The sequence below is a fragment of the Streptomyces sp. LUP47B genome (assembly GCF_001746295.1).
Classification (GTDB): Bacteria; Actinomycetota; Actinomycetes; order Streptomycetales; family Streptomycetaceae; genus Streptomyces.
On the sequence record NZ_MJAH01000002.1, the window covers coordinates 203,853 to 225,365 of the forward strand.

General features: G+C 69.7%; 15 protein-coding genes and 1 pseudogene. 11 read left to right on the forward strand and 5 right to left on the reverse strand.

What is annotated here, in order from left to right; translation table 11 throughout:
• Positions 1 to 20: 20 nt before the first annotated feature.
• From BFN33_RS49550 to BFN33_RS07535, 3 genes and pseudogenes are all read right to left on the reverse strand, one after another.
• Positions 21 to 436 (reverse strand): annotated as a pseudogene (locus BFN33_RS49550) (family 1 glycosylhydrolase); the annotation flags it as partial.
• Positions 437 to 509: 73 nt separating this feature from the next.
• Positions 510 to 1,490 (reverse strand): acetylxylan esterase, encoded by a 981-nt coding sequence (locus BFN33_RS07530; protein WP_069759126.1) that lies wholly within the window; start codon positions 1,488 to 1,490, stop codon positions 510 to 512.
• Between the two features lie 404 nt (positions 1,491 to 1,894).
• Positions 1,895 to 2,980: a LacI family DNA-binding transcriptional regulator gene (locus tag BFN33_RS07535; protein WP_256122678.1), complete on the reverse strand. Its 1,086-nt coding sequence runs from the start codon at positions 2,978 to 2,980 to the stop codon at positions 1,895 to 1,897.
• A 354-nt stretch (positions 2,981 to 3,334) separates the two neighbouring features.
• On the opposite strand from BFN33_RS07535, the gene BFN33_RS07540 reads away from it, so the two are divergent.
• The 7 genes from BFN33_RS07540 (at position 3,335) to BFN33_RS07570 (ending at position 11,833) form a co-directional block, all read left to right on the forward strand.
• A complete protein-coding gene (locus tag BFN33_RS07540) occupies positions 3,335 to 4,603 on the forward strand; it encodes an ABC transporter substrate-binding protein (RefSeq protein ID WP_069759127.1) in 1,269 nt (422 codons plus the stop codon).
• Between the two features lie 86 nt (positions 4,604 to 4,689).
• Positions 4,690 to 5,562 carry a carbohydrate ABC transporter permease gene (locus tag BFN33_RS07545; RefSeq protein WP_079140708.1) on the forward strand — a complete coding sequence of 291 codons (873 nt, stop codon included), beginning with the start codon at positions 4,690 to 4,692 and terminating at the stop codon, positions 5,560 to 5,562.
• Positions 5,563 to 5,596: 34 nt separating this feature from the next.
• The gene (locus BFN33_RS07550; RefSeq protein WP_069759128.1) at positions 5,597 to 6,538 is read left to right on the forward strand and encodes a carbohydrate ABC transporter permease; all 942 of its coding nucleotides are present in this window, start codon (positions 5,597 to 5,599) and stop codon (positions 6,536 to 6,538) included.
• A gap of 40 nt (positions 6,539 to 6,578) precedes the next feature.
• Positions 6,579 to 7,436, forward strand: coding sequence for a glycoside hydrolase family 43 protein (locus tag BFN33_RS07555; protein ID WP_069759129.1), 858 nt, complete (start codon positions 6,579 to 6,581; stop codon positions 7,434 to 7,436).
• A 109-nt stretch (positions 7,437 to 7,545) separates the two neighbouring features.
• Positions 7,546 to 10,020, forward strand: a complete 2,475-nt coding sequence (locus BFN33_RS07560; RefSeq protein WP_069759130.1) for a carbohydrate binding domain-containing protein — start codon at positions 7,546 to 7,548, stop codon at positions 10,018 to 10,020.
• Between the two features lie 254 nt (positions 10,021 to 10,274).
• Positions 10,275 to 11,600: an alpha-L-fucosidase gene (locus tag BFN33_RS07565; RefSeq protein ID WP_069759131.1), complete on the forward strand. Its 1,326-nt coding sequence runs from the start codon at positions 10,275 to 10,277 to the stop codon at positions 11,598 to 11,600.
• Between the two features lie 29 nt (positions 11,601 to 11,629).
• A complete protein-coding gene (locus BFN33_RS07570; RefSeq protein ID WP_069759132.1) occupies positions 11,630 to 11,833 on the forward strand; it encodes a hypothetical protein in 204 nt (67 codons plus the stop codon).
• A gap of 615 nt (positions 11,834 to 12,448) precedes the next feature.
• Here the strand turns inward: BFN33_RS07570 and BFN33_RS07575 are convergent.
• Together BFN33_RS07575 and BFN33_RS07580 are read right to left on the reverse strand one after the other, a co-directional pair.
• Complete coding sequence (locus BFN33_RS07575) at positions 12,449 to 15,661, reverse strand: NPCBM/NEW2 domain-containing protein (RefSeq protein WP_069759133.1); 3,213 nt, start codon at positions 15,659 to 15,661, stop codon at positions 12,449 to 12,451.
• 159 nt (positions 15,662 to 15,820) lie between these two features.
• Complete coding sequence (locus tag BFN33_RS07580; protein ID WP_079140709.1) at positions 15,821 to 18,265, reverse strand: SpoIIE family protein phosphatase; 2,445 nt, start codon at positions 18,263 to 18,265, stop codon at positions 15,821 to 15,823.
• Positions 18,266 to 18,402: 137 nt separating this feature from the next.
• On the opposite strand from BFN33_RS07580, the gene BFN33_RS07585 reads away from it, so the two are divergent.
• From BFN33_RS07585 to BFN33_RS07595, 4 genes are all read left to right on the forward strand, one after another.
• Positions 18,403 to 19,866, forward strand: coding sequence for an aldehyde dehydrogenase family protein (locus tag BFN33_RS07585; RefSeq protein ID WP_069759134.1), 1,464 nt, complete (start codon positions 18,403 to 18,405; stop codon positions 19,864 to 19,866).
• Positions 19,867 to 20,123: 257 nt separating this feature from the next.
• Positions 20,124 to 20,303, forward strand: coding sequence for a hypothetical protein (locus tag BFN33_RS54190; RefSeq protein ID WP_256122679.1), 180 nt, complete (start codon positions 20,124 to 20,126; stop codon positions 20,301 to 20,303).
• On the forward strand, positions 20,297 to 20,527 hold the full coding sequence (locus BFN33_RS54195) for a hypothetical protein (protein ID WP_256122680.1): 231 nt from the start codon (positions 20,297 to 20,299) through the stop codon (positions 20,525 to 20,527). Before BFN33_RS54190 ends, BFN33_RS54195 begins: the two co-directional genes overlap by 7 nt.
• Positions 20,528 to 20,568: 41 nt before the next feature.
• Positions 20,569 to 21,414: a hypothetical protein gene (locus tag BFN33_RS07595; RefSeq protein WP_256122681.1), complete on the forward strand. Its 846-nt coding sequence runs from the start codon at positions 20,569 to 20,571 to the stop codon at positions 21,412 to 21,414.
• Positions 21,415 to 21,513: the final 99 nt, after the last annotated feature.

Sequence of the window (21,513 nt, forward strand, 5' to 3'; positions counted from 1 at the left end):
AACGCCTCGGCGGTGTCGCGTACGCGCCAGCCTCCCCGGTCCTCCAGGGCCGGTGGCAGGTCCCAGTGGTAGAGGGTGACCGCTGGTGAGATCCCGGCGGCCAGCAGTTCGTCGATCAGACGGTCGTAGAAGTCCAGGCCCTTGTGGTTGACCGGACCGGTGCCCTGGGGCAGCAGGCGGCGCCGGCGATCGAGAAGCGGTAGCTGTCGACGCCGAGTCCGCGCAGCAGGGCGACGTCCTCGCGGTAGCGGTGGTAGTGGTCGCAGGCGGTGTCGCCCGTGGCGCCGCCGAGCGTACGTCCGGGGGTGTGGCTGAAGGTGTCCCAGATGGACGGGCCACGCCCGTCCTCGTCGTGGGCACCCTCGATCTGGTAGGCCGCGGTGGCGGCGGCCAAACGGAACCCGGCGGGCATTACCGGGAAGGGCGGGGAACTCATCTGGGATACCTCATAGGTCTGTGGGAAGTCGTGGCGAGGACCAGCTCATGGGCAGCCGGCGGACAAAGGGCCACTACCCAGGAGTGAGGCCGCGCTCGCGGAGCCAGGCCAGTTGGACGGGCGGGGTGGAGCTGTAGCCGCCGCCGTGGTCCGCGAACGGCCAGACGGTGATGGAACGGTCCTGGCCCGCGTAGTGGTTGAAGGCCGCGTAGACGGTGGAGGGCGGGCAGACGGGGTCCATCAGGCCGACGCTGAACAGGGCGGGAGCCGTGGCCCGCTGGGCGAAGTGGACGCCGTCGAAGTAGGCGAGGGTGGCGAAAGCGTCCGTGACCCGGTGGGGGCTGTGCCAGCGCAGATACGCGGCGATCTCCTCGTACGGCCCGTCCCCGGCGCATTCGGCGGCCCGGCGGTAGTGGCACAGGAAGGGTACGTCCGGCAGGACGGCCGCCACCCGGTCCGGCGCCAGCCCCGCCACGGAGAGGGAAAGGCCACCACCTTGGCTGCCGCCGGTGACGATCACGCGCTCGGGGTCGAGGCCGGGCAGTTCGGCCACCGCGTCCACCGCGCGGACGCAGTCGGTCATCAGCCGCCGGTAATAGTAGTGCTGGGGCGAGTCGATGCCGCGGGTCATGAAGCCTGCGGCCCACTGCGTTCCGTGGCCTTCACCGCGGTCGGGGGTGTCGTGGCCCTGGCCGCGGGTGTCGACGACGAGTTCTGCATAGCCGGCGGCGGACCAGAGCAGGTGGTCGGTGGGAAGGCCCCGACCACCGCTGTAGCCGATGTAGGTGACGACGACCGGCAGCGGCCCCTGGGCGCCGCGCGGCCGGATCAGCCAGGCGGCCACCGGCTCACCCTGCCAGCCGGGGAAGCGTACGTCGTCCACCTCGACGGTGCGCAGCAGGTACCGGTCCGTCACCGGTTCGGCTTTGACGGCCTCGCCGTGGCGACGGGCCTCGGCGAGGGTGTCCGCCCAGAAGGCGTCGAAGTCCTCCGGGGCTCGGCACTGCGGGCGGTAGCCGACGAGTTCGTCGAGTGGCATGTCTGTCAGTGGCATGACGTTCCTTGGATGTCGGGAAGGGGCGGTTCGCCGCTCCTACGGGCGGGCCGTCGATTATGGTGTTATGTGACCTGTATGGGTGGCTCACACCCAGAATGTCTCGAGCGGCGCGCCTCCGTGGACGAGAGGCGCAGAAGCCCGCCCGGCCCGTCGCCGAACGCGACGAAGACGCGATCACCGCATGGCGGGATGTGACCTGGCAGGAGGTAAACCCTCCGGGCGACGACCGGCGCGTTCATCTGCTTCGAAGACGAAGCGGACGTGACCGGCCGTCCGCCCAAGGGCCGCACCTGGGGCCGGCGCGGCAACTTCCTACGCGTGGGGCGCCCTTCGCCCACGAGCCCGGACGAGCCCTTCGTTCCCGATGCCACGGCCGGGTGACAGTTTGGAGCGGAGGGCCGTCACCCGTTCGCGGACGCCGTTCGGGCGCCGCCCTCACGCTCTGCCTGGTTCGCGGCGAGCCGGTGCGGCATCGCAGGGTCACGCCGTGCCGCCGCCGGCGGGGCGGTGGAGTTGCGCACCACGAGTTCGGTGCCCACCTCCATGTGCTCCATGAGTAGCCTCTGCCCGTCGATGAGGGACAGCAGCGCGCGGGCCGCCTTCTGGCCCATGTCGTGCAGCGGCTGACGCACGGTGGTCAGGCCGGGGAAGCTCTGCGCCGCCTGCGGGAGGTCGTCGAAGCCGACGACCGAGAAGTCGGCGGGCACGCTGAGGCCGCGCGCCCGTGCGGCGTCGACGGCGCCGAGCGCCAGCAGATCGGCGCCGGCGACGATCGCCGTCGGCTGGTGATCGACGATCAGGCGCATGGCGGCGCGGAAGCCGCTGGCATAGGAGAAGTCGCACGAGTCGACGAGCCGTTCGTCGACGTCCAGCCCGGCGAGCCGCATCGCGTCCTGGAAACCCTGGAAGCGGATGGACGTGCTCTCGAGTTCGTCCAGGCCGCGGAGGTAGGCGATCCGGGTGTGCCCCAGGTCGATCAGGTGCTGGGTGCCCAGGCGCATGCCGTGGTAGTTGTCGACGCTGAGACGGGGCAGCGGTACGTCCATGCGCCGCGGGTCGATGATGACGCAGGGCACGGTCTGCCGGCGCAGCAGCGCGACCGTCTCGTCCTCCAGGACCGGCGCGATCATGAGCATCCCGTCGACGAGGCCACGTCCCAGGAACTCGATCCGGTCCTTCTCCCGCACCGCGTCGTGGTAGGAGGCGTTGACGAGCAGCTCCTGTTCGGCACTGGCCAGCTCGTCGGCGACACCGCGGAGGATCTCCAGCCCGTACTGGCTGGTCAGGTCCAGCGCTATCAGTCCGACGAGCCCGCTGCGTCCGCCCTTGAGGTTGCGGGCCGCGACATTCGGCCGGTATCCGAGCCGGTCGGCCACCTCCAGGACGCGGCGTCGGGTGTCCTCGGAGGCCCCCGGCTTGCCGTTCATGACGTTGGACACCGTCATCGCGGAGACGCCGGCCTCCTCGGCCACCTGCGCGATAGTCACCCGCCCTGCCACCCCTTGCCCCCTTCTGTCCGCCGACCGCTGTCGGACTCCCAACCCGCTTTCCGAGTCTGGCTACTGTAACGATAAGGCTGGCTGATCGTCAACGAAACCCAGCCTGCACGCCAGGCGGACCGGGCGATTTGGACCATCAGGTCGAGCACGGAAAGTTACGTATAGATGTCACCCAAGTTTTGCGTTACAGTCCCGGCCATCGGCGAGCACCGTTCGCCGTATTCCGGGTCGACCGGCCCTTTGCGGACATGTCAGCTGCACCTACACGGAAGCAGGCTGACCGGTCCACATCCTTCTGATCATGACGAGTCGGTTCTTCGCCGACGATGAGTGAGGTGTGCAATGAAGCGTTCCGGGAGATCTCTCGCGGTCGCCACCACGGTCGCCGCCCTGGCGATGTCGCTGGCCGCGTGCGGGGGTGGGTCGTCCGGTGCCTCCGGAGACGGCACGGTGACCCTCCATGTTGAGGCGTGGAAGGGCGGCGGCGCGGAGCCGGCGAACGTCGCGGAGATCAACAAGGCGTTCGAGAAGACCCACCCGAAGATCAAGGTCGACTTCGAGTACATCACGGCCGGCGACACCTACACGCAGAAGCTCCAGACCGAACTGCTGGGCGGCAAAGCCGGCGACGTCATCATGGCCGACACGGACAAGATGGGGAAGTGGGGTGCCTCCGGCTACCTCGCCGACCTGTCCAAGGAGGCCTGGGCGAGCCGCATAGCCCCGGACGCCAAGCAGTTCACGCAAGCGGACGGCAAGACGCTCGCCATGCCGATGGAGCTGATCGGCATCGGCCTGTACGCCAACACGGACCTGCTGAAGAAGGCCGGCATCACCGAAGTGCCCGCCGACTGGCCGACGTTCCTGAACGACCTCGCCAAGGTCAAGAAGGCCGGCATCAACCCCATCGCACTGCCCGACAAGTCCGGCTGGACCGGCGAGTCCGTCTTCCAGGCGAGCGGCTCGACCCTCGTCTACCAGAAGAACAAGCAGTGGGACGCCGACTTCCTCGGCGGCAAGACCGGCTTCGACCCGGACTGGAAGGCACCCCTGCAGCAGTTGAAGACCCTTGAGGACAAGGGGTACGTCAACTGGAAGAACGAACTCGGCGTCGACGACTGGTCCCAGGGCCCGCAGGACTTCAGCGCCGGCAAGAGCGCCTTCTGGTACCAAGGCGCGTGGCAGGTCTCCAACGTCAAGAAGGCCGGCTTCCCGGTCTCCTTCGCACCGTGGCCGGGCGGCGCCGAAGGCACCAAGCCCAACGGCATGGTCTTCTCCGGCACGATGTGGGCGGTCAACTCCCAGTCCCAGCAGGCCGACGCGGCACGCGAGTACGTGAAGTTCTGGTCGCAGAGCGAGAACCTGGCCAAGTATCTCGAGGCCGAGCACGCGGAGTCGCCGTTCACCGGTGGCACGACCCCGGAGAGCACCGAGACGACGGCCTTCACCACGGCCTTCACGGAAGGCCGTTACCGGATCATGCCGTCCAACACCTGGTACGGCAGCGCGGCCGAGACCGCGACCGGCTCCAAGATCCAGGCGTACCTGCTGGGCAAGGCGTCCGCCGCTCAGACCCTGAAGGACATTCAGGCCGCGGCGTCCGCCAAGTAACACATCCCGAAGCCGGCCGTGGTGAGGGGCGGTAGGCGGCTCCTGACGCCCCCGCCACGGCCCACCCGGGCAAGAGGAGGACCCCCGTGTTTCACCGCCGGCGCGCCACCATGGCCGCCTTCCTGCTCCCGGCGATCACCGTGTACGGCGTGTTCATGCTGTACCCGCTGGTCCGCGGGATCTATCTGAGCATGACCGACAGCCTCGGCGGCCCGATCGCGCAATTCGTCGGCACCCAGCAGTACCGCGCCATGGCCGACGACCCGACCGTCCTCGCGGCCCTGTGGCACACCGTGCTGTACGCCGCGGTGGTCGTGGTCGTGCAGAACGGCCTCGGGCTGCTCTTCGCGAGCATGTTGTTCCGCCGTCCCAGGGTCCGCAAGGTGCTCAACGTCGTGCTGCTCACGCCGACGCTGATCTCGCCGGTGATGGCCGCCTTCATCTGGTCGTACCTGCTCGCCCCGAGCGGCGGCATCAACGCGCTCCTCGACCTGGTGGGCCTGCACGGCCTCACCCATGTGTGGCTCGGCGACACCTCCACCGCGCTGTACGCGGTGGCCGCCGTCAACGTCTGGATGTTCACCGGTTACTCCTGCGCGATCTTCCTCGCCAGCTATATGAGCATGCCGGCCGAACTGCTGGAGGCGGCTTCACTCGACGGAGCGAGCGGCTGGCAGCGCTTTCACAGTGTGGAGTGGCCACTGCTCGCCCCGGCGCTCACCGTCAATGTGACCCTCAGCCTCATCGGCTCGCTGAAGGTCTTCGAGTTCCCGCTCGTGCTGACCAACGGCGGCCCGGCCGGCGCCACGGACACGCTGACCCTGCTCGTGTACCGCAACGTCTTCGGCGGCGGGAAGTTCGCCTACGGCGTCGCGCTGTCAGTCGTGCTCCTCGTGACCGTGGTCGTCCTCTCCAGCGCCACCTCCTCCCTGCTCCGCCTCCGCGAGCGACGTATCTGACGGGGTCGCCCCCAGGAACTGACGGATCGCCACCATGACTTCCAACATCTCCGCGCCCCCGACCGGACCCCGGCCCCCCGCGCACGCCCGCAGGAGCTCGGACCGGCCCTCACCTCGCCCCCGTAGGACACCGTCGGGAACGCCGCGCATCACGCTGCGCCGCCTGGCCCGCGGCCTCGGAACCGTCCTGCTGTGCCTGGGCACCGTCCTGTTCGTCCTGCCGTTCCTCTTCACGGTCGTCACCTCGCTGCGCACCGCAGCGGACGTGGCCCGCTCCCCGCTCGGCATCCCGCACTCGCTGACCCTGAAGAACTTCACGAATGCCTTCAGCCAGATCCACTACGGCTCCAGCACCCTCAACACCCTGCTCATCACCGGACTGTCATGCGTGGCCGTCACCGTGATCGGCTCGCTCGCCGCCTATCCGCTGGCCCGGATCACCCAGCACTGGTCCACCACCGTGTACCGGCTGTTCATCCTCGGTACGTCCGTTCCGGTGTTCGTCGTCGTAGCGCCGCTGTACCTGCTGATGCGCGACCTCAACCTGCTGGACACCTACGCGGGCGTGGTGTTCATCTACACGGCCCTGAACCTCCCGGTCGCGGTGTTCTTCTACACCAGCTTCATCCGCTCGATCCCCGGCGACCTGGAGGAGGCGGCCGCGCTCGACGGCTGCGGCGCCCTGCGCACGTTCTTCACGATCATCCTGCCGCTGCTCCGGCCGGTCACCAGCACCCTGCTGACGTTCATCTCCCTGCAGATCTGGAACGACCTGCTCGTCCCGCTGGTGTTCCTGCAGGACCCCGGCAAGCGGACGGTCATGGTGAACGCCTACTCCTTCATCGACCCGCACACCGTGCAGCCGACCACCCTGTTCCCGGCCGCCCTGCTCGGAGTGCTGCCGCTGCTGTTCATCTTCGTCTTCTTGCAGCGCCAGGTGGTCGCCGGCATGTCCGCCGGCGCGGTCAAGTCGTGAACCACCTTCGCTCCGACGTTCCGGAAGGACCCTCCCACCGATGTACGTGGTCTCCTACTTCACCAGCGCCGACGAGGCCCTGCACCTGGCCTACAGCCACGACGGCGAGGAGTTCAGGACGGTGAACGGCGGCCGGCCCGTTCTGCGGGGCACGGTAGGCACCGGCCGGCTGCGGGACCCGTTCATCGGGGTGGGCCCCGACGGCCTGTTTCATCTGCTGGCCACCGACGGCTGGACGAGCCCTTCCATCGTCCACGCCACCTCGACGGACCTCCGCACCTGGTCGGAGCAGCGACTCATCCCGGTCATGGCCGGTGTGCAGGGGGCTCACAACGCCTGGGCTCCGGAGTTCTTCCGGGACCGCGCGACGGGGCTGTACCACCTCATCTGGTCGTCGGTCGTCGAGGCGGGCAGCACGGCCGAGGGCCGCAACTTCGAGTACGTCAGCCAGGACCACCGCATCTGGCACTGCACCACCGAGGACTTCAGGACGTTCTCGGACCCGGCGGTCTTCTTCGACCCGGGTCACTCGGTCATCGACGCCACCGTGCAAGAGCTGGCCGAGGGCGGATTCCTCATGGCCTTCAAGGACGAACGCGGCACCAACGACCCCGCCACCGCCCACAAGGACATCAATGTGACCACGTTCGACACCCCCGGCGGTCCGTACTCCGCCCCGACGGGGCCGGTCACCCCCTCACTCGTGGAAGGACCGTGTCTCTTCCGCCGCGGAGACGAGTGGGTCATGATCTTCGACCATTTCCTGGAGGGGAGGTACGGGGCGGTCCGCAGCAAGGACGGCGTGGACTGGGAGCCCGTCCCCTTCGCGCCACCGCCTGGCATGCGCCACGCCTCCGTCCTCGCCACATCCCTCCCGACATCACTGTCAGCGACCTGAGCGTCGCCACGGATTGCGGGCGGGCCGCTTCGGCGCCCGCCCGGCGTAGGAAGATCCGCGTCGCAGCCCGCGGCGCGGAGGACACCGGCACCCAGCAAGGAGCGTCGCAATGAAGCGTCGCAGAGCAAACCGCCCGATACGCCGGGCATCCCGCGTCCTCACCCTGCTCGCCACCCTGGCGGGCGTCCTCGTGCTGCCCGCCCAGGCCGCCATGGCCGCAGGCACCACGTACTACGTGGACTGCTCGGCCGCCTCCAACGGCAACGGCGCCCAGGCCAGCCCCTGGAACTCCGTCACCAGCGTCAACAACACCACCTTCGGCGCGGGCGACAGCATCCTCTTCGCCGCCGGCACCACCTGCACCGGCCAGCTCACCCCCCAGGGCTCGGGCACCTCCGGCAGCCCCGTCACCATGGGCTCCTACGGCACCGGCGCCAAGCCGGTCATCAACGCGAACGGCGCCACCGGCCCCGTCATCCACCTCCTCAACCAGCAGTACTGGGAGATCGGCGGCCTCGAACTCACCAACCCCGCGGCCTCCCCCGACTACCGCTCCGGCGTCCTCGCCGAGAACAGCTCCGGCGGGATCCTGCACTACATCCGGGTGCACGACATGTACATCCACAGCATCAGCGGCTGGCCGGGCGGGTGGTACTCCACCAACGCCGGCGTGGGCGTCCAGACCGACCACACCACTCCCGTCTCCACCTTCGACGACGTCGTCGTCGAGAACAACACCTTCGACCACGTCGACCGCATCGCCGTCGCCGTCACCCCGGACGGGAACGGCCAGGGCACCGGCCTGACCACGGGCACGGTCATCCGCGGCAACACGATGACCTACGACGGCGCCGACGACGTCCTCGTGGTCAAGGGCAGTGGCGCCCTCATCGAGAACAACAAGGCCGGCCACGGCGGGCTGAAGAGCACCTGCCCGCCCTCGGGCCAGATCTGCAACCGAGCGTCCGCGGGCATCTGGGTGGCAGGCAGTCAGGACAGCGTGATCCAGGGCAACGAGGTGTACTGCCACGCCAACTTCCAGGACGGCCAGGCGTACGACGTCGACTGGGGCAACCACAACACCACGATCCAGTACAACTACAGCCACCAGAACCTCGGTGGCTTCCTGCTGGTGATGCCGGCCTCCTCCTCCAGCCCCACCGAGCCCACCGCGAGCGTGCCCAGCGACGGCACGGTGGTGCGCTACAACGTCAGCGAGAACGACGGCTCCAACTCGGGATGCCCGGAGTCCGGCACCTCCAACCACACCGACTCCCTCATCGACATGCCCGGCAACATCCCGAACAGGAGCGGCAGCAGCGGCATGGCCCCGCTGTTCTACAACAACACGTTCTACGTCAGGGACGGCCTGGGCACGTGGATCACGGGTGGCCGCGGCAGGACCAGCGTCTCCGGGATCTGGTCCTTCGAGAACAACGCGGTCTTCAACTACGGCTCGGGCGGCTACCTCGCCACCGGCGCAGGCTCCGTCTACTCGAACAACCTCTTCTACGGCCGGCACCCCTCCTCCGAGCCCGCGGACGCCGCGAAGGTCGTCACCGACCCCGAGTTCCGCAACCCGGGCAACGCGAACACCAACTCCTCGTACGCGGGAATGGACGCCTACCAGGTCCACCCCTCTTCCCCCGTGGTCCGGGCAGGGGCGGTCATCAGCAACAACGGCGGCCAGGACGCCTTCGGCAACCCGGTCTCCGCCACGGCCGCGCCCAACATCGGCGCCTACAACGGCACCGGCGGCAACCTCGTGGCCAACGCCGGCTTCGAATCCGGCTCGCTCAGCCCGTGGACCCTCAGCGGCAGCGGATCCTCCGTGGTTACCTCCAACGCCCGCACCGGCACTCACTCCCTGCAGACCGGAGCCTCCGGCAACGGCGCCAACCAGAACCTGACCGGGCTGACCCCCAACACCACCTACCTGCTCACCGGCTGGGCCAAGGTGGCGAACGCCGGGGAGACCCTCGCCATAGGCGTCAAGAACTACGGCGGCACCGAGACCTTCACCAACGTCGCCACAACCTCGTACTCCGAGGCCGCCGTTCTGTTCACCACCGGCTCCACCAACACCACGGCCACGCTGTACTGCTGGAAGAACACCGGCGGCACCGCTGCAGGGAACTGCGACGACATCGCGGTGGAACGCGTGTCCACCCCTGCAAACCTCCTGACGAACGCCGGCTTCGAATCCGGCTCGCTCAGCCCGTGGACCCTCAGCGGCAGCGGATCCTCCGTGGTCACCTCCAACGCCCGCACCGGCACTCACTCCCTGCAGACCGGAGCCTCCAGCAGCGGCGTGGACCAGGCCACCGGCGGTCTGTCGTCCAGCGCCACCTACCTGCTGGCCGGCTGGGCCAAGGCCGCAGGCGGCAGCGAGCAGGTCGCCGTCGGCGTGAAGAACTTCGGCGGCACCGAAAGCTTCTCGAAGACCACCGGTACCGCCTACGCCCAGCAGCCGATCTTCCTCACCACGGGAAGCGGCAACACCTCCGCCACCGTCTACTGCTACAAGAACTCCGGCACCTCCGCCGGATACTGCGACGACTACACGCTGATCAAGCTCTCCTGACCGTCACCGGCTCACCAGGAAAAACCCCTCCCTCGGGCGGGCCGGCTCGCCCGGCCCGCCCGAGGGCTCCTCGGCCACAGGGCCTGCCAGGCGCAGTCGAGGACTGCCTGCTCAAGGGGAAGCACCGAGAGGTTCACACACACCGCAATACCTCCAACCTGTCGATGTCCCAGGTCGCCGCATCCGGCGCCTCCTCGCCCCCAGCGTTTCACGGTTCCTCGCCTAACAAATCCGATGTATCGGGAGTTTCAAGCATGAACGAGTTCCCTCTGAGCGGTCGGCTGGTCCCTGAGTGGTTCACCGACGCCAAATTCGGCATCTTCATCCACTGGGGCGCGTACTCGGTGCCGGCCTGGGCCGAGCCCATCGGCGCACTCGGCGACGTCGACCCCGACGTGTGGTTCAAGCACAACCCGTACGCCGAGTGGTACTGGAGCACCATCCAGATCGAGGGCAGCCCCGCCCAGGAACACCATCGCACCATGCACGCCGGACGCCCCTACGACGAGTTCCTCGACGCCTGGAAGGCCGAGCTCTTCGACCCCGCGGACTGGGTGGAGCTGTTCGCCCGGGCGGGTGCGCGCTACGTCGTCCCCACGACCAAGCACCACGATGGGATAGCCCTGTGGGACGCCCCGGGCACCGGCACCCGCAACACCGTCCACCGCGGTCCACGCCGCGACCTGATCGCCGACCTCGCCGACGCCGTCCGGGCCCGCGACCTGCGGTTCGGCGTGTACTACTCCGGCGGCATCGACTGGTACGCCGGACGCCGGGACCCCGTTCTCCACGAGGACCGGATGGACGATGGGAGGCCCCATGAGGCCGCCTACGCCGCCTACGCGCACCGGCAGGTCCTCGACCTGATCGAGCGGTATCACCCCGCGGTGCTGTGGAACGACATGGGCTGGCCCCGAGCGGGCCGGGCCGAACTGCCGGACTTGTTCTCGCACTATTACGCCACCGTGCCGGAAGGCGTGGTGAACGACCGCTGGGACAGCGCCCACGCCGACTACCTCACCAGCGAGTACGAGCTGGACCGGGCCAACGAGGGGGCATCCTGCTGGGAGAACACCCGGGGAATCGGATTCTCCTTCGGCTACAACCAAGTGGAAGGCCCCGAGCACATGCTGGATCCGGCAGGCGCCGTCCGCCTGCTGGTCGACGTCGTCTCACGCGGCGGGAACCTGCTGCTCAACGTCGGTCCGAAGGCCGACGGCACCCTCCCGCAGGAGCAACGCGCCGTTCTGGAGGGCATGGCGTCATGGATGGCCTGCCACTCCGGGGCCGTGCACGCCACCAGGCCACTGGAACCAGGTTCCGCCGACCCGCAGGACGGCGGCCCCTGGGTGCGTTGGACCCGCGACGAGCGCCACGTCTACGCCTTCGTGGCCGACGTTCCTGACGGGGCCGACGGGCCTATCGTGCTGAACGCGCGTCCGGGCCTGCTGGATCCGGACACGGCAGAACGCCTGGACGGCCAACCCGTCAAGGCCGAATCGGGACCGGAGGGCGTCCACGTCACGTCCGGCGGTCTCGACACGCCGCTGCCCACCGCGATCCGCTTCGCCGCACGGTGACCGACCGCTGACCCGGTCGTTCGCTGGGCGTGGGCAACTTCTGGCTGGACGCCTGCGAACCCGGCCTGAGCCCGGAGGCCGCCGCACGCGCCGTCTACGCGGCCGGGCCAGCAGCCGAGGCCGCGAACCTCTACACCACCGGCGCCCCGCCGATGCGCCCGCTGGAAGCACCAGAGATGTTCGGCGCAACGCTCCGTGCCGCTGTGAAGCGTCAGCCCCAAACGGCCCGCTGACGGCGGAGCCTTGCCATTCGGAAGGTCTTGTCTGTCAACCCCGACGACGGTCGTTGTTGATGTGGGCGACCTTCGTCCCAGGCCTCCCACGCCTCCGCGCTGAGCGGCGCGGAGGGCAAGGAACTGGATCTGTGCGACGGCGAGCTTGAGCTGATCGTTCAGCTCCTGGTTCCTGCGGCGGAGCTTGGCGTTCCGGGCAGCGAGCCGATCCAGCTCGCGGCGGGTGCCGCTGGATGACTCGGCCGGTTCAGATCGATGGTGACCGATCTCGGCGACGAGGGCGCGCGACGACGCCGCCCGGTCGCACCTCCGACACCCACTGCTTGCGCTTCGCGTAGACGTAGAACTGCTGCAGATGGGAGCCCTCTTGGCTCCATGTGTCCCCGTCGACCCGCGGACCGCGGGGATCAAGGCGCCGCCAGTAGTGGTAGGCCGTGTGATCGGCCTCGGTCGCGTCCCGCCAGGTCCCCGTCACCGACCGGTCGCCCTCAGACGAAACGGTCTGACGGCGTCGGCGTACGGCGCGGGTTCCGTTGACTTCGGACGGCGATACGTCGGATCGACAGGAGCAGGCAGACGGACGGGATCCCGTACGAGGACACCGTGCTGGCCGCCCTACCCCGCGCAGTCGAGCCGGGCATCGGCCCAGTCCGCGTGGTCGTGGGCGTTGCCGTCGCCGCCGTCCGCGATCACGAGGTGCAGCTCCTGGGCGCCGGTGACGTCGAGGTCCAGGGGCAGGGGCTGTGAGGTGCCGGTGAGGACGGGGGTCGTGGTCAGCGTCCGGCCGTCCGCGGTGACGGAGAAGGTGACCGAGCCGTACGGGGCGACCTCGTCGTCGATGCCGACGGTGGCGGTGAACCGGCTGCAGTTGCCGCCGAGGAAGAACGCCACGTCGCTGTCCGTGTGGGTGCCGAGACCCTTTGCGTGGACGGTGCCGCGGATCGTGATCGGCAGTCCGTCGCCTGCCGCCTGCTCGCCGTTGGAGGTGTCGCGTTCCACCGGGCCCCAGCCGTTGCTGCTGGAGACGAACGACAGGTCGCTCAGGTAGGGGCTTCCGGTGGGCGGCGGGATCGGCACCTCGGTCTTCGCGGTGCCGTACGTCCAGTGCTGCACGCCGCCGCGGACGTAGGTGGCCAGCGGCGAGAAGGTGACGGACACGGGCGTCGCGGCGGCCGTGGGGGCGGTGACGGTCCAGCTCGCAGTGACCGAGTGGCCCGGGGTGACCTTCGAGAAGGTCGTCGGTGTGGTGGCGGTGACCGTCCAGCCGTCCGGGGCGCCTGGCCGCAGAGTGAGGCTGGTGGCAGCGTCGCCCGACGCCGGGACGGTGAAGGTGGTCTTGAGGGTGGCCGACTCGCCCCGGTGGATCGTCGCCGGGAGGTCCGCGGCCAGTGTGGCCGGTGCTTGGGCGGCCTGCTTCACGGGGGTGACGCTGAGGTTGTCGAACTCGTCGGTCTGGTAGCCGACCACGCCGATGCCGACCTGCCCGGAGGCGTACGCGGAGTCGTCCACCGCGCCTACCGGCTTGCCGTCGACGCTCGCGGTGATCGTGGTGCCGCTGAAGGTCAGGGCCAGTTTGTGCCAGCTGCGGGTGCCGAGTGGTCGGGTGGTGCCGTCGGCGAGTGTGGTCAGCCGGCCGCTGGTGTCGCTCTTGACCACTGACCACTTGCCGGTGTCGGCGACCCGCAGGAAGTAGCCCGCCTGGTGGGACTGCGGCCGCTGCTGGTCGCCCGCCCGTCCCATGAGTTCGACCGTGCCGGACTGCTCGAGGTAGACGTCCGAACCGACCGTGTAGTTCTTCCAGTCGACGTCGCCGAGGAGGGCGAACGCGTCGCTGTCGTCCTGCCACTCGATGGGCTGCTGCGCGGCCATCTGCCGGACGCACTGGCCGGAGCGTCCGCCCTTGCACGGCGCGGTCTCGAAGGAACCCTGCATGTCGGACAGGTACTTGGCCTCCCGACCGGGGGTCTTCTGCTCGAAGGAGTCGGTGTAGGGGAGCGCGAGGTGGCCCTGCTTCGGGCTGACGGCGCTGCCCTTGCCCTGGCCGGTGGTGGTGGTCAGGGAGTAGACGTAACCGGGCTTGAGGGTGACGGAGAAGTGCCCGTCCGTCGGGGTCACGTCATCGGTGTGCACGAAAGAGCCGGACGCGCTGCCGGACTTGAGGTCCGTGGCCCAGATGTGCACCGTGCCGGTCGGCAGTCCGCCGGTGACCGTGAAGTCGGCGGTCTGTGAGGCGCTCGCGGTGGAGGTCTCCAGGATCGTGCTGTACGCCGAGTTGTCCGGCGACTTCAGGGTGACGTAGCTGCCGTTGACGCGGTCCCCGCCGAGGTAGCCGCTCGCCTTGTCGACGAACTTCCAGCCGGGCTTGGTGACTTGGGTGACCTGGGCCGTCGTCCAGAGGCTGGTGCCGATGTCGTACGCCCCGGACCACGGCTGGTTCGCCACCGCGAGGCCGACCGTGTCGTACGGCAGGTTGGGGTAGATCGCGGCCAGCAGCGGCCAGTTGAGATAGGCGGTGAACTTGCCGTCGAGGTAGCCGCGGGTGATGGAGCGGATCAGGGCGCCGGCGCCGGTGTTCTCGTCCAGGGAGCCGTTCTCGCTGGCCCACAGGGGTTTGCCGGTGGCCTGGGCGTTGGCCGAGCTGTTGCAGGTGTTGGCGCTGCCGCCGTCGCCGCCCTCGCAGGGGTAGTGGACGCCGACGACGTCGACCGACTTGGCGAGGTCCGGGTCGGAGACGATGTCGTCCGCGATGTCCAGGCCCGAGTCGGCCCCGACGATCTGGATGGGGAGGTGCTTGGCGGCGAGCGTCGCGTGCAGCTTCTCGTACCAGCCGATGTCGTAGCCGCGCTCGTTCCAGCCGCCCAGGTAGTCGATGTCCAGGCCGTGTTGGCGGGCGCAGCCCAGCCAGGTGGTCAGGTAGTCGATCGTGTCCTGGGACCAGAAGTCGCCGCCGCCGGGGGAGTTGTCCGCGTTGCCGATCCAGCCGGGGGCGCCCCAGGCGAGGCCGTACAGCTTGATGTGCGGGTTGCGCTTCTTGGCCTGCTCCATCAGCCACCACTCGTAGCCGCTGTCGCAGTGCACGGTTCCCTTGATGTGCTCGATGCTGGGCTCGGACCCGTCGGTGGAGTTGGTGTCGCCGCCGATCTCCACCTTGAGCATCTGCAGGGCGGCGCCGTAGCCCGGCTTGAAGAGGTAGTCCAGGATCCGGCTGCGCTGCGGCTCGGGGTAGTTGATGAGCAGCCGTGAGTTGCCTCCGCCGCCGCTGATGGCGCCGATGCCGTCGAAGGTGCGGCCGGTGCCGGCTCCGTCCACGGTGACGTCGGTCCTGCCCGGGTCGGGTGCCTCACCGACGAAGTCGATGCGGTCGACGGCCAACGCGGTGCCACTGGAAGCGGCGTTCTTCCGTCCGGTCGACGTGAGCGTGAAGGTGTGCGGGCCGTCGGCGAGGGTCGGGCTGGTCCACACGGGGACGTCGCCGGTGCGGGCGGCGCTGTAGAGGTCGACGTCGACGGGGGTGCCGCCGTCAACGGAGACGGCGCCGATGCCGTGGCCCGGGTCGGTGATCGCGTGCAAGGTGAGCTGGGTGCCGGTGAAGGCGAAGTCGACCGACTCGCCGGTGGTCTCGGTCCAACTGTTGGTGCCCTCGTACGGGTTGGCGGGTGCGCCCTCTCCGCTCGCGTGGCCCCAGCCGGAGCCGTGGTAGTCGAACTGGTCCCGGCCGCTTCCCTGGACGGAGTCGTCCACTGTGACGGTGGTGGCGGTGGCGGCCGTGTCGGCGGCCCCGGCCTTCGCCGTGGGCGACATCAGCAGCGCGAGTGCGGTGAGGACCACGGCGCCCAGTCTGGGTGCACGGCTCCGTGTGGACTGGGACATACGTGCTCCCGGTGTTACAGGGGTGGCGGAGGGAACAACTCCGCACACCGTGCTACAGGAGGCCACGCGGTCGGGCAATGTTCCGGACAGAATTCAACAGAAGATTGCACGGTGCTTTCAGGCCGTGGGGAGGGTCTGTTCGGCCCAGATCGTCTTGCCGTCGTACGTCTGGCGGGTGCCCCAGCCCTGGGTGAGCTGGGCGACGAGGAGCAGGCCGCGGCCGCCTTCGTCGAAGGTGCGGGCACGGCGCAGGTGCGGGGCGGTGCTGCTGGCGTCGGAGACTTCGCAGATGAGGTTGCGGTCCCGGATGAGCCGGAGCTGGATGGGGGCGCCGCCGTAGCGGATGGCGTTGGTGACGAGTTCGCTGACGACCAGTTCGGTGACGAAGGCGGCCTCGTCGAGGCCCCAAGTGGCCAGCTGCCGTCGGGTGTTCTTACGGGTCTCGGCGACCGCTGCGGGATCGGCCGGCACGTCCCAGGTGGCGACATGTGCCGCGTCCAGGGCGCGGGTGCGGGCTATCAGCAGCGCCACGTCGTCGGCGGGGCGGTCGGGGAGAAGCCTCTGGATCACGGTGTCGCAGGTGGCCTCCAGGGACGCGGCCGGCCGGGCCAGCACCTCGCGCAGCACGTCGAGGCCTTCGTCGATGTCGCGGCCACGGTCCTCGACGAGACCGTCGGTGTACAGCGCGAGGAGGCTGCCTTCGGGCAGTTCGATCTCGGTGGCTTCGAAGGGCAGGCCGCCGAGCCCCAGCGGCGGACCCGCGGGGATGTCGGGAAACTCCACGGTGCCGTCCGGGTTCGCCACCGCGGGTGCGGGGTGGCCCGCGCGAGCCAGGGTGCAGCGCCGGGAGACCGGGTCGTAGACGGCGTACAGACAGGTCGCGCCGATGTCGCCGACGGTGTCGGCGCTGGGTTCGGCCTCGGCGGACAGGTGGATGACCAGGTCGTCCAGATGGGTCAGCAACTCGTCGGGCGGGAGGTCGACATCGGCGAGGGTGCGTACGGCGGTGCGCAGCCGTCCCATGGTGGCCGAGGCCTGGATGCCGTGGCCGACGACGTCGCCGACGACGAGTGCGACCCGGGCGCCGGACAACGGGATCACGTCGAACCAGTCGCCGCCGACGCCGGACTGCGCACTGGTGGGCAAGTAGCGGGAGGCGACGTCGACGGCGGCCTGCGGGGGCAGCCGTTGCGGCAGGAGACTGCTCTGCAGGGTGAGGGAGGTGCGGCGCTCACGGTCGTAGCGGCGGGCGTTGTCGATGCAGACGGCGGCCCTGGCGGTGATCTCCTCGCCGAGGAGCAGGTCGTCCTGTTCGAAGGGTTCCGGGCGCCGGTGGCGGGAGAACGTCGCCACGCCGAGGGTGATGCCGCGGGCGCGCATCGGCACCGCCAGCACCGAGTGGAAGCCGTAGCGCCGCATCCGTTCGGCACGGTCCGGCGTCTGGCTCGCCACCCGGTCCATCGAAGAAGCGGTCACGTTCTCGATCAGCGGTCGGCCGGTGCTCAGGCACCTGGCCGCGGTCGACTCGTCCGGGTAGGCGGCCACTGTTCCGCGGACCACCACGACCTCGGGGCAGCCCTCCAGGACCGACTGGTAGGCGACACGGCGCAGCATGACCGGGCTGGGCGGCGAGCTGGCGAGTGGGTCGTCGCCGCCTTCGATGGCGGGCAGCAGGTCGACGGTGACGAAGTCCGCGAGGTGCGGGATGGCGACGTCGGCCAGTTCCTGCGCGGTACGGGCCAGGTCCAGGGTGCTGCCGATGCGGATACTGGCCTCGTTGAGCAGCGCCAGACGCCGTCGGGCCAGGTGCTCCTCGGTGACGTTGGAGGCGGAAAGGAGCACGCCACGTACCGTTCCCCCGGCGTCCCTCACGGGGGTGAGCGACGTCGACCAGATGCTCTCGCTCGCGTGGCCCGCCAGGCGCAGGACCTGCTGCAGATGCTGCTGTTCTCCGGTCTCCAGCGCCCGCCGCATGCACTGTTCCGTGCGGTCGCCCTCCGAGTCGACCACGATCTCCGACACCCGCAGCCCCTGCATCGCCGCTTCGGGCAGGCCGATCACCCGCTCCATGTCCGCGTTCGCCCGACGCAGCCGCAGGCCGGTGTCGTAGAGCGCCGACGTGGCCGGGGACTGGGTGAACGCCCACCTCAGCAGCGGGTCGTCCTGGAGGGGCGACGACGGCCGGGCCAGGGGGGAGACCAGGAGCCACTCGCCGCCCCCGTCGTCCTCGGAGTGGGGTTCCCGGCGGTGGGCCAGCAGGTTCACTGTGAGGTGGTGGCCGTCCCGGTGCAGGAGAGTCGCCGCCCCGTTCCACCTCGGCAGCGTGTGCAGGGAGCGCAGCGCCTCGGAGGGCGGCTCCCCGGCGAGCAACGGCGCCGCGGGCCGGCCGATGACCTCCGTGGACCGGTGTCCGAGCAGCCGCCGTGCGCCCTCGCTCCACCCGGTCACGATGCCGTGGGGATCCACCGTGGCTCTGGCCGTGGCCGACTCGTCGACGGGGTCCTCCGGCCGCCACGCGGCCCGGTCGTCGTCGGCGGCCTCAGAACCCGCCATCACGTTCATCCGCCCTCACCTCGGTCTCTCCACCGTGCGTCCCGGCCCGGCCGCGAGCAACCGACGGGGAAGTGGTTGAACATATAAGCTTAACGAGGTCATAAGTCCCAAAAGGCTACCAATGTATCGATGATGGGGGTCCTGCCATGACTGCCACCAGCGAGGGGACGTGGCCGGACGCGGCCGACTGGACCGGGAAGATCTACAGCGGCGGCTGGCGGCAGTCCGGGGGCGGGACTCAGCCGGTGAACGAACCCGCCACGGGAGAGCGGCTGGCGGAGGTGGGTGTGGCGGCGCCCGCGGATGTCGCCCGGGCCGGTGCCCTGGCCGCCCGGGCTCAGCGGGCCTGGGCCGAGACGGCACCCCAGGAGCGCGCCGAGGTCCTGCTGCATGCCGCCCGGGCACTGCGCGACCACAGCGGGGCCGTCCGCGAGTGGATCGTCAGGGAGTCCGGAGGCGTCCCGGCGAAGGGCGACTACGAGATCGCGGCCGGACTCAGTCAGCTGGCACAGGCCGCCGGGCTCGCCTCGTTGCCCCGCGGCGAGATCCTGAGCCCGCCGGCACCCGGCCAGACCAGTTACGCGTGGCGGGTACCGCTGGGTGTCGTCGGCGTCATCAACCCCTGGAACGCCCCCCTGCTGTTCGCCATGCGGGCCCTCGCGCCCGCCCTTGTGCTGGGCAACGCCGTCCTGCTCAAACCCGATCCCCACACGCCGGTGTCCGGCGGCGTCGTCGTGGCTCGGCTGTTCGAGGAGGCCGGACTGCCCGAGGGGCTGCTGCACGTCCTGCCCGGAGGCCCCGGCACCGGTGCGGCGGTAGTGGCCGATCCGCATGTCGCCATGGTCGTGTTCACCGGCTCCACCGAGGCGGGACGGGCGGTGGCCCGGGCCGCGGGCGACGGGCTCAAGCGGGTGGCCCTGGAACTGGGCGGCAAGAACTCGATCGTCGTGCTCGACGACGCGGACATCGACGCCGCCGCGGCGGCCGGGGCGATGAGTTCCTTCGGCTATCAGGGGCAGGCCTGCGTCGCCGCCGGACGTCATCTGGTGCACGCCGACATCGTGGAGCCGTACACCGAGGCGCTGATCGGACAGGCCACCGCGCTGCGGGTCGGCGACCCCCGCGAGGAGGGTGTGGCCCTCGGTCCCGTGATCAGCGAGCGCCAGGCCGCGAACATCGAACGCATCGTGAAGGAGAGCGTGGCCGCCGGGGCACGGGTGCTGGCCGGCGGAGGCCGCGACGGGCTGTTCTACCCGCCCACCGTCCTGGACCACGTGGAGCGGACCATGCCCGCCTTCACCGAGGAGATCTTCGGGCCGGTCGCCCCTGTCGTCGCCTTCCGTACCGACGCGGAGGCCGTCGAGATCGCCAACGACACCGCGTACGGCCTCACGGCGGCCGTGCACTCCCGTTCGGTGCCGCGGGCCGCGGTCGTCGCCGAGCAGTTGCGCACCGGCATGGTGCACCTCAACGACGTCTCCGCCAAGGACGCCGCGAACGCCCCCTTCGGCGGGATGGGAGCATCGGGCAACGGCTCCCGCATCGGTGGCACCGCCAATCTGGAGCAGTTCACCCAGTGGCGCTGGATGACGGTGACCGAGGGGGTCTGACGGGCCGCGCGGGCCGCCACGACGAGTGTGACCGGTACGCCCACGAGGGGGCGGATCAGCAGGATCAAGGTCCTGACCCGGGCTGCAGCCGAACACCAGCCCCGCGAAGCCGCCGGCCCGCAGCTTGGCGAGGGACCCGCCGCTCGCGGGGAGCAGCAGGCCGACGGCGCGGCGGTCGGGTGGCGATGGCACATACGTACATGGACTACGTACTCCTACCGATGTGTCCCTGACACATATGCCGTTTTCTTGCATTCATGACGACACCGAGCGTGAAAGCGCGGATGCCGAAGAGTGTCAGACCGGAGTTGGTGGGGGTACGGGTCCAGGCCGCGCTGAACCTGGCGGCGGGCGGCCTGTTGTCGGCCGTGGTGGACGACTCGGCCGACCACGGTCGGGGCAAGGGGCCGGGCTGCTCAGGTTGGTGGCAGTGCTGACGTCGCCGATCGCCGGGGCGCCTCCGCTGTGTGGCGTTTTCGCGGGCAAGCGGTCGTACGGCATACGTGTCACGGTCATCGGCATCGAGGCGCTGAGCCTGCTGAGCGGCGTGCTGGGCCGGCTCCAGGGGGGCGGCATATCGGTTCTCCCGGGCATGGCCTTCGCCCCCGCCGTGCTGCGGGGCTTCAGCTCCGCGCAAGCCAGGAACCGGCTCGCCCGGTGAGGTACCTACCGAGGCGCGTACCCGGGCCGAAAGACCCCGTCGTGCCGGTCGTCGCCGCCCTCGCCGTGGCCGTCCTGTTCACCGGGGGTTGTTCGAGCGCCCGGGACACCTCCCTTTCCGGGGATCCGTCCGGGAGCGCGACAGGGGTGTCCGGGTCGCCGAGCCCTTCGCCGACCCCCTCTCTCACTCCGCCGTATCCGACCGGGGCGTCCGGCTGCCACGACAACGAGGGGTGGACGGCCGAGGAATCCAGGGACTGGGTCCGGCTCGTCGTCGACACGCCCAAGGAGAACTACGAGGACGACGAGGTGAAGATCGTCAGCCTGCCGGGGTACGACGGTCCGCTCTGCCGGAAGATCACCGTGCAGGTCGAGTTCTGGAAACTGGTGTACGGAGTCGCGAACGGCGCCGACGGCGATCGGCTCTCGGACGGGACCCGACCCGACTACTACTTCGACATCCGCCGGGTGAAGCGCGTCGAACTCCACACGGACGCGAGCGTCGAGCAGAAGATCGCCCTGCCCGCGTCCCTCTACGCGACGGACCGCAGCCCCTGTGAGGGCGCCCTCCTCTCGATCACCGTGGGCAAGCCGCTGACGAGCAAGGAACTGCCCAAGGAGGTCGAGGTCGGCGGCGGCGAGGACCTCTGGGGTCGCGCCACTGTGGACTTCCGGTCGAAGCGGGTCGCCGACCACGAACTGTCCGAGCCCTCGGCACCGCAGGTGTGCAGCCCGGACGGCAAGCCCACCGCCGACCCGGCCGACGTACCCACACCGGGCTCCCAGCCGACGGACCTCTACCCGACGGATCTTTACCCGACGGACCTCTACCCGACGCCCGACCGCAGTTTCGACATCGGTGACGTCCTCCGCTCTCCCACGCCCTGAGCCCCTTCCGCGGGATCCGGGCGTGCACCGACCTCTTCACCACATCAACGGGATCTGCCCTGAGGCCAGTTCGGCAGGGCCACCCGACCTCACTTGGGG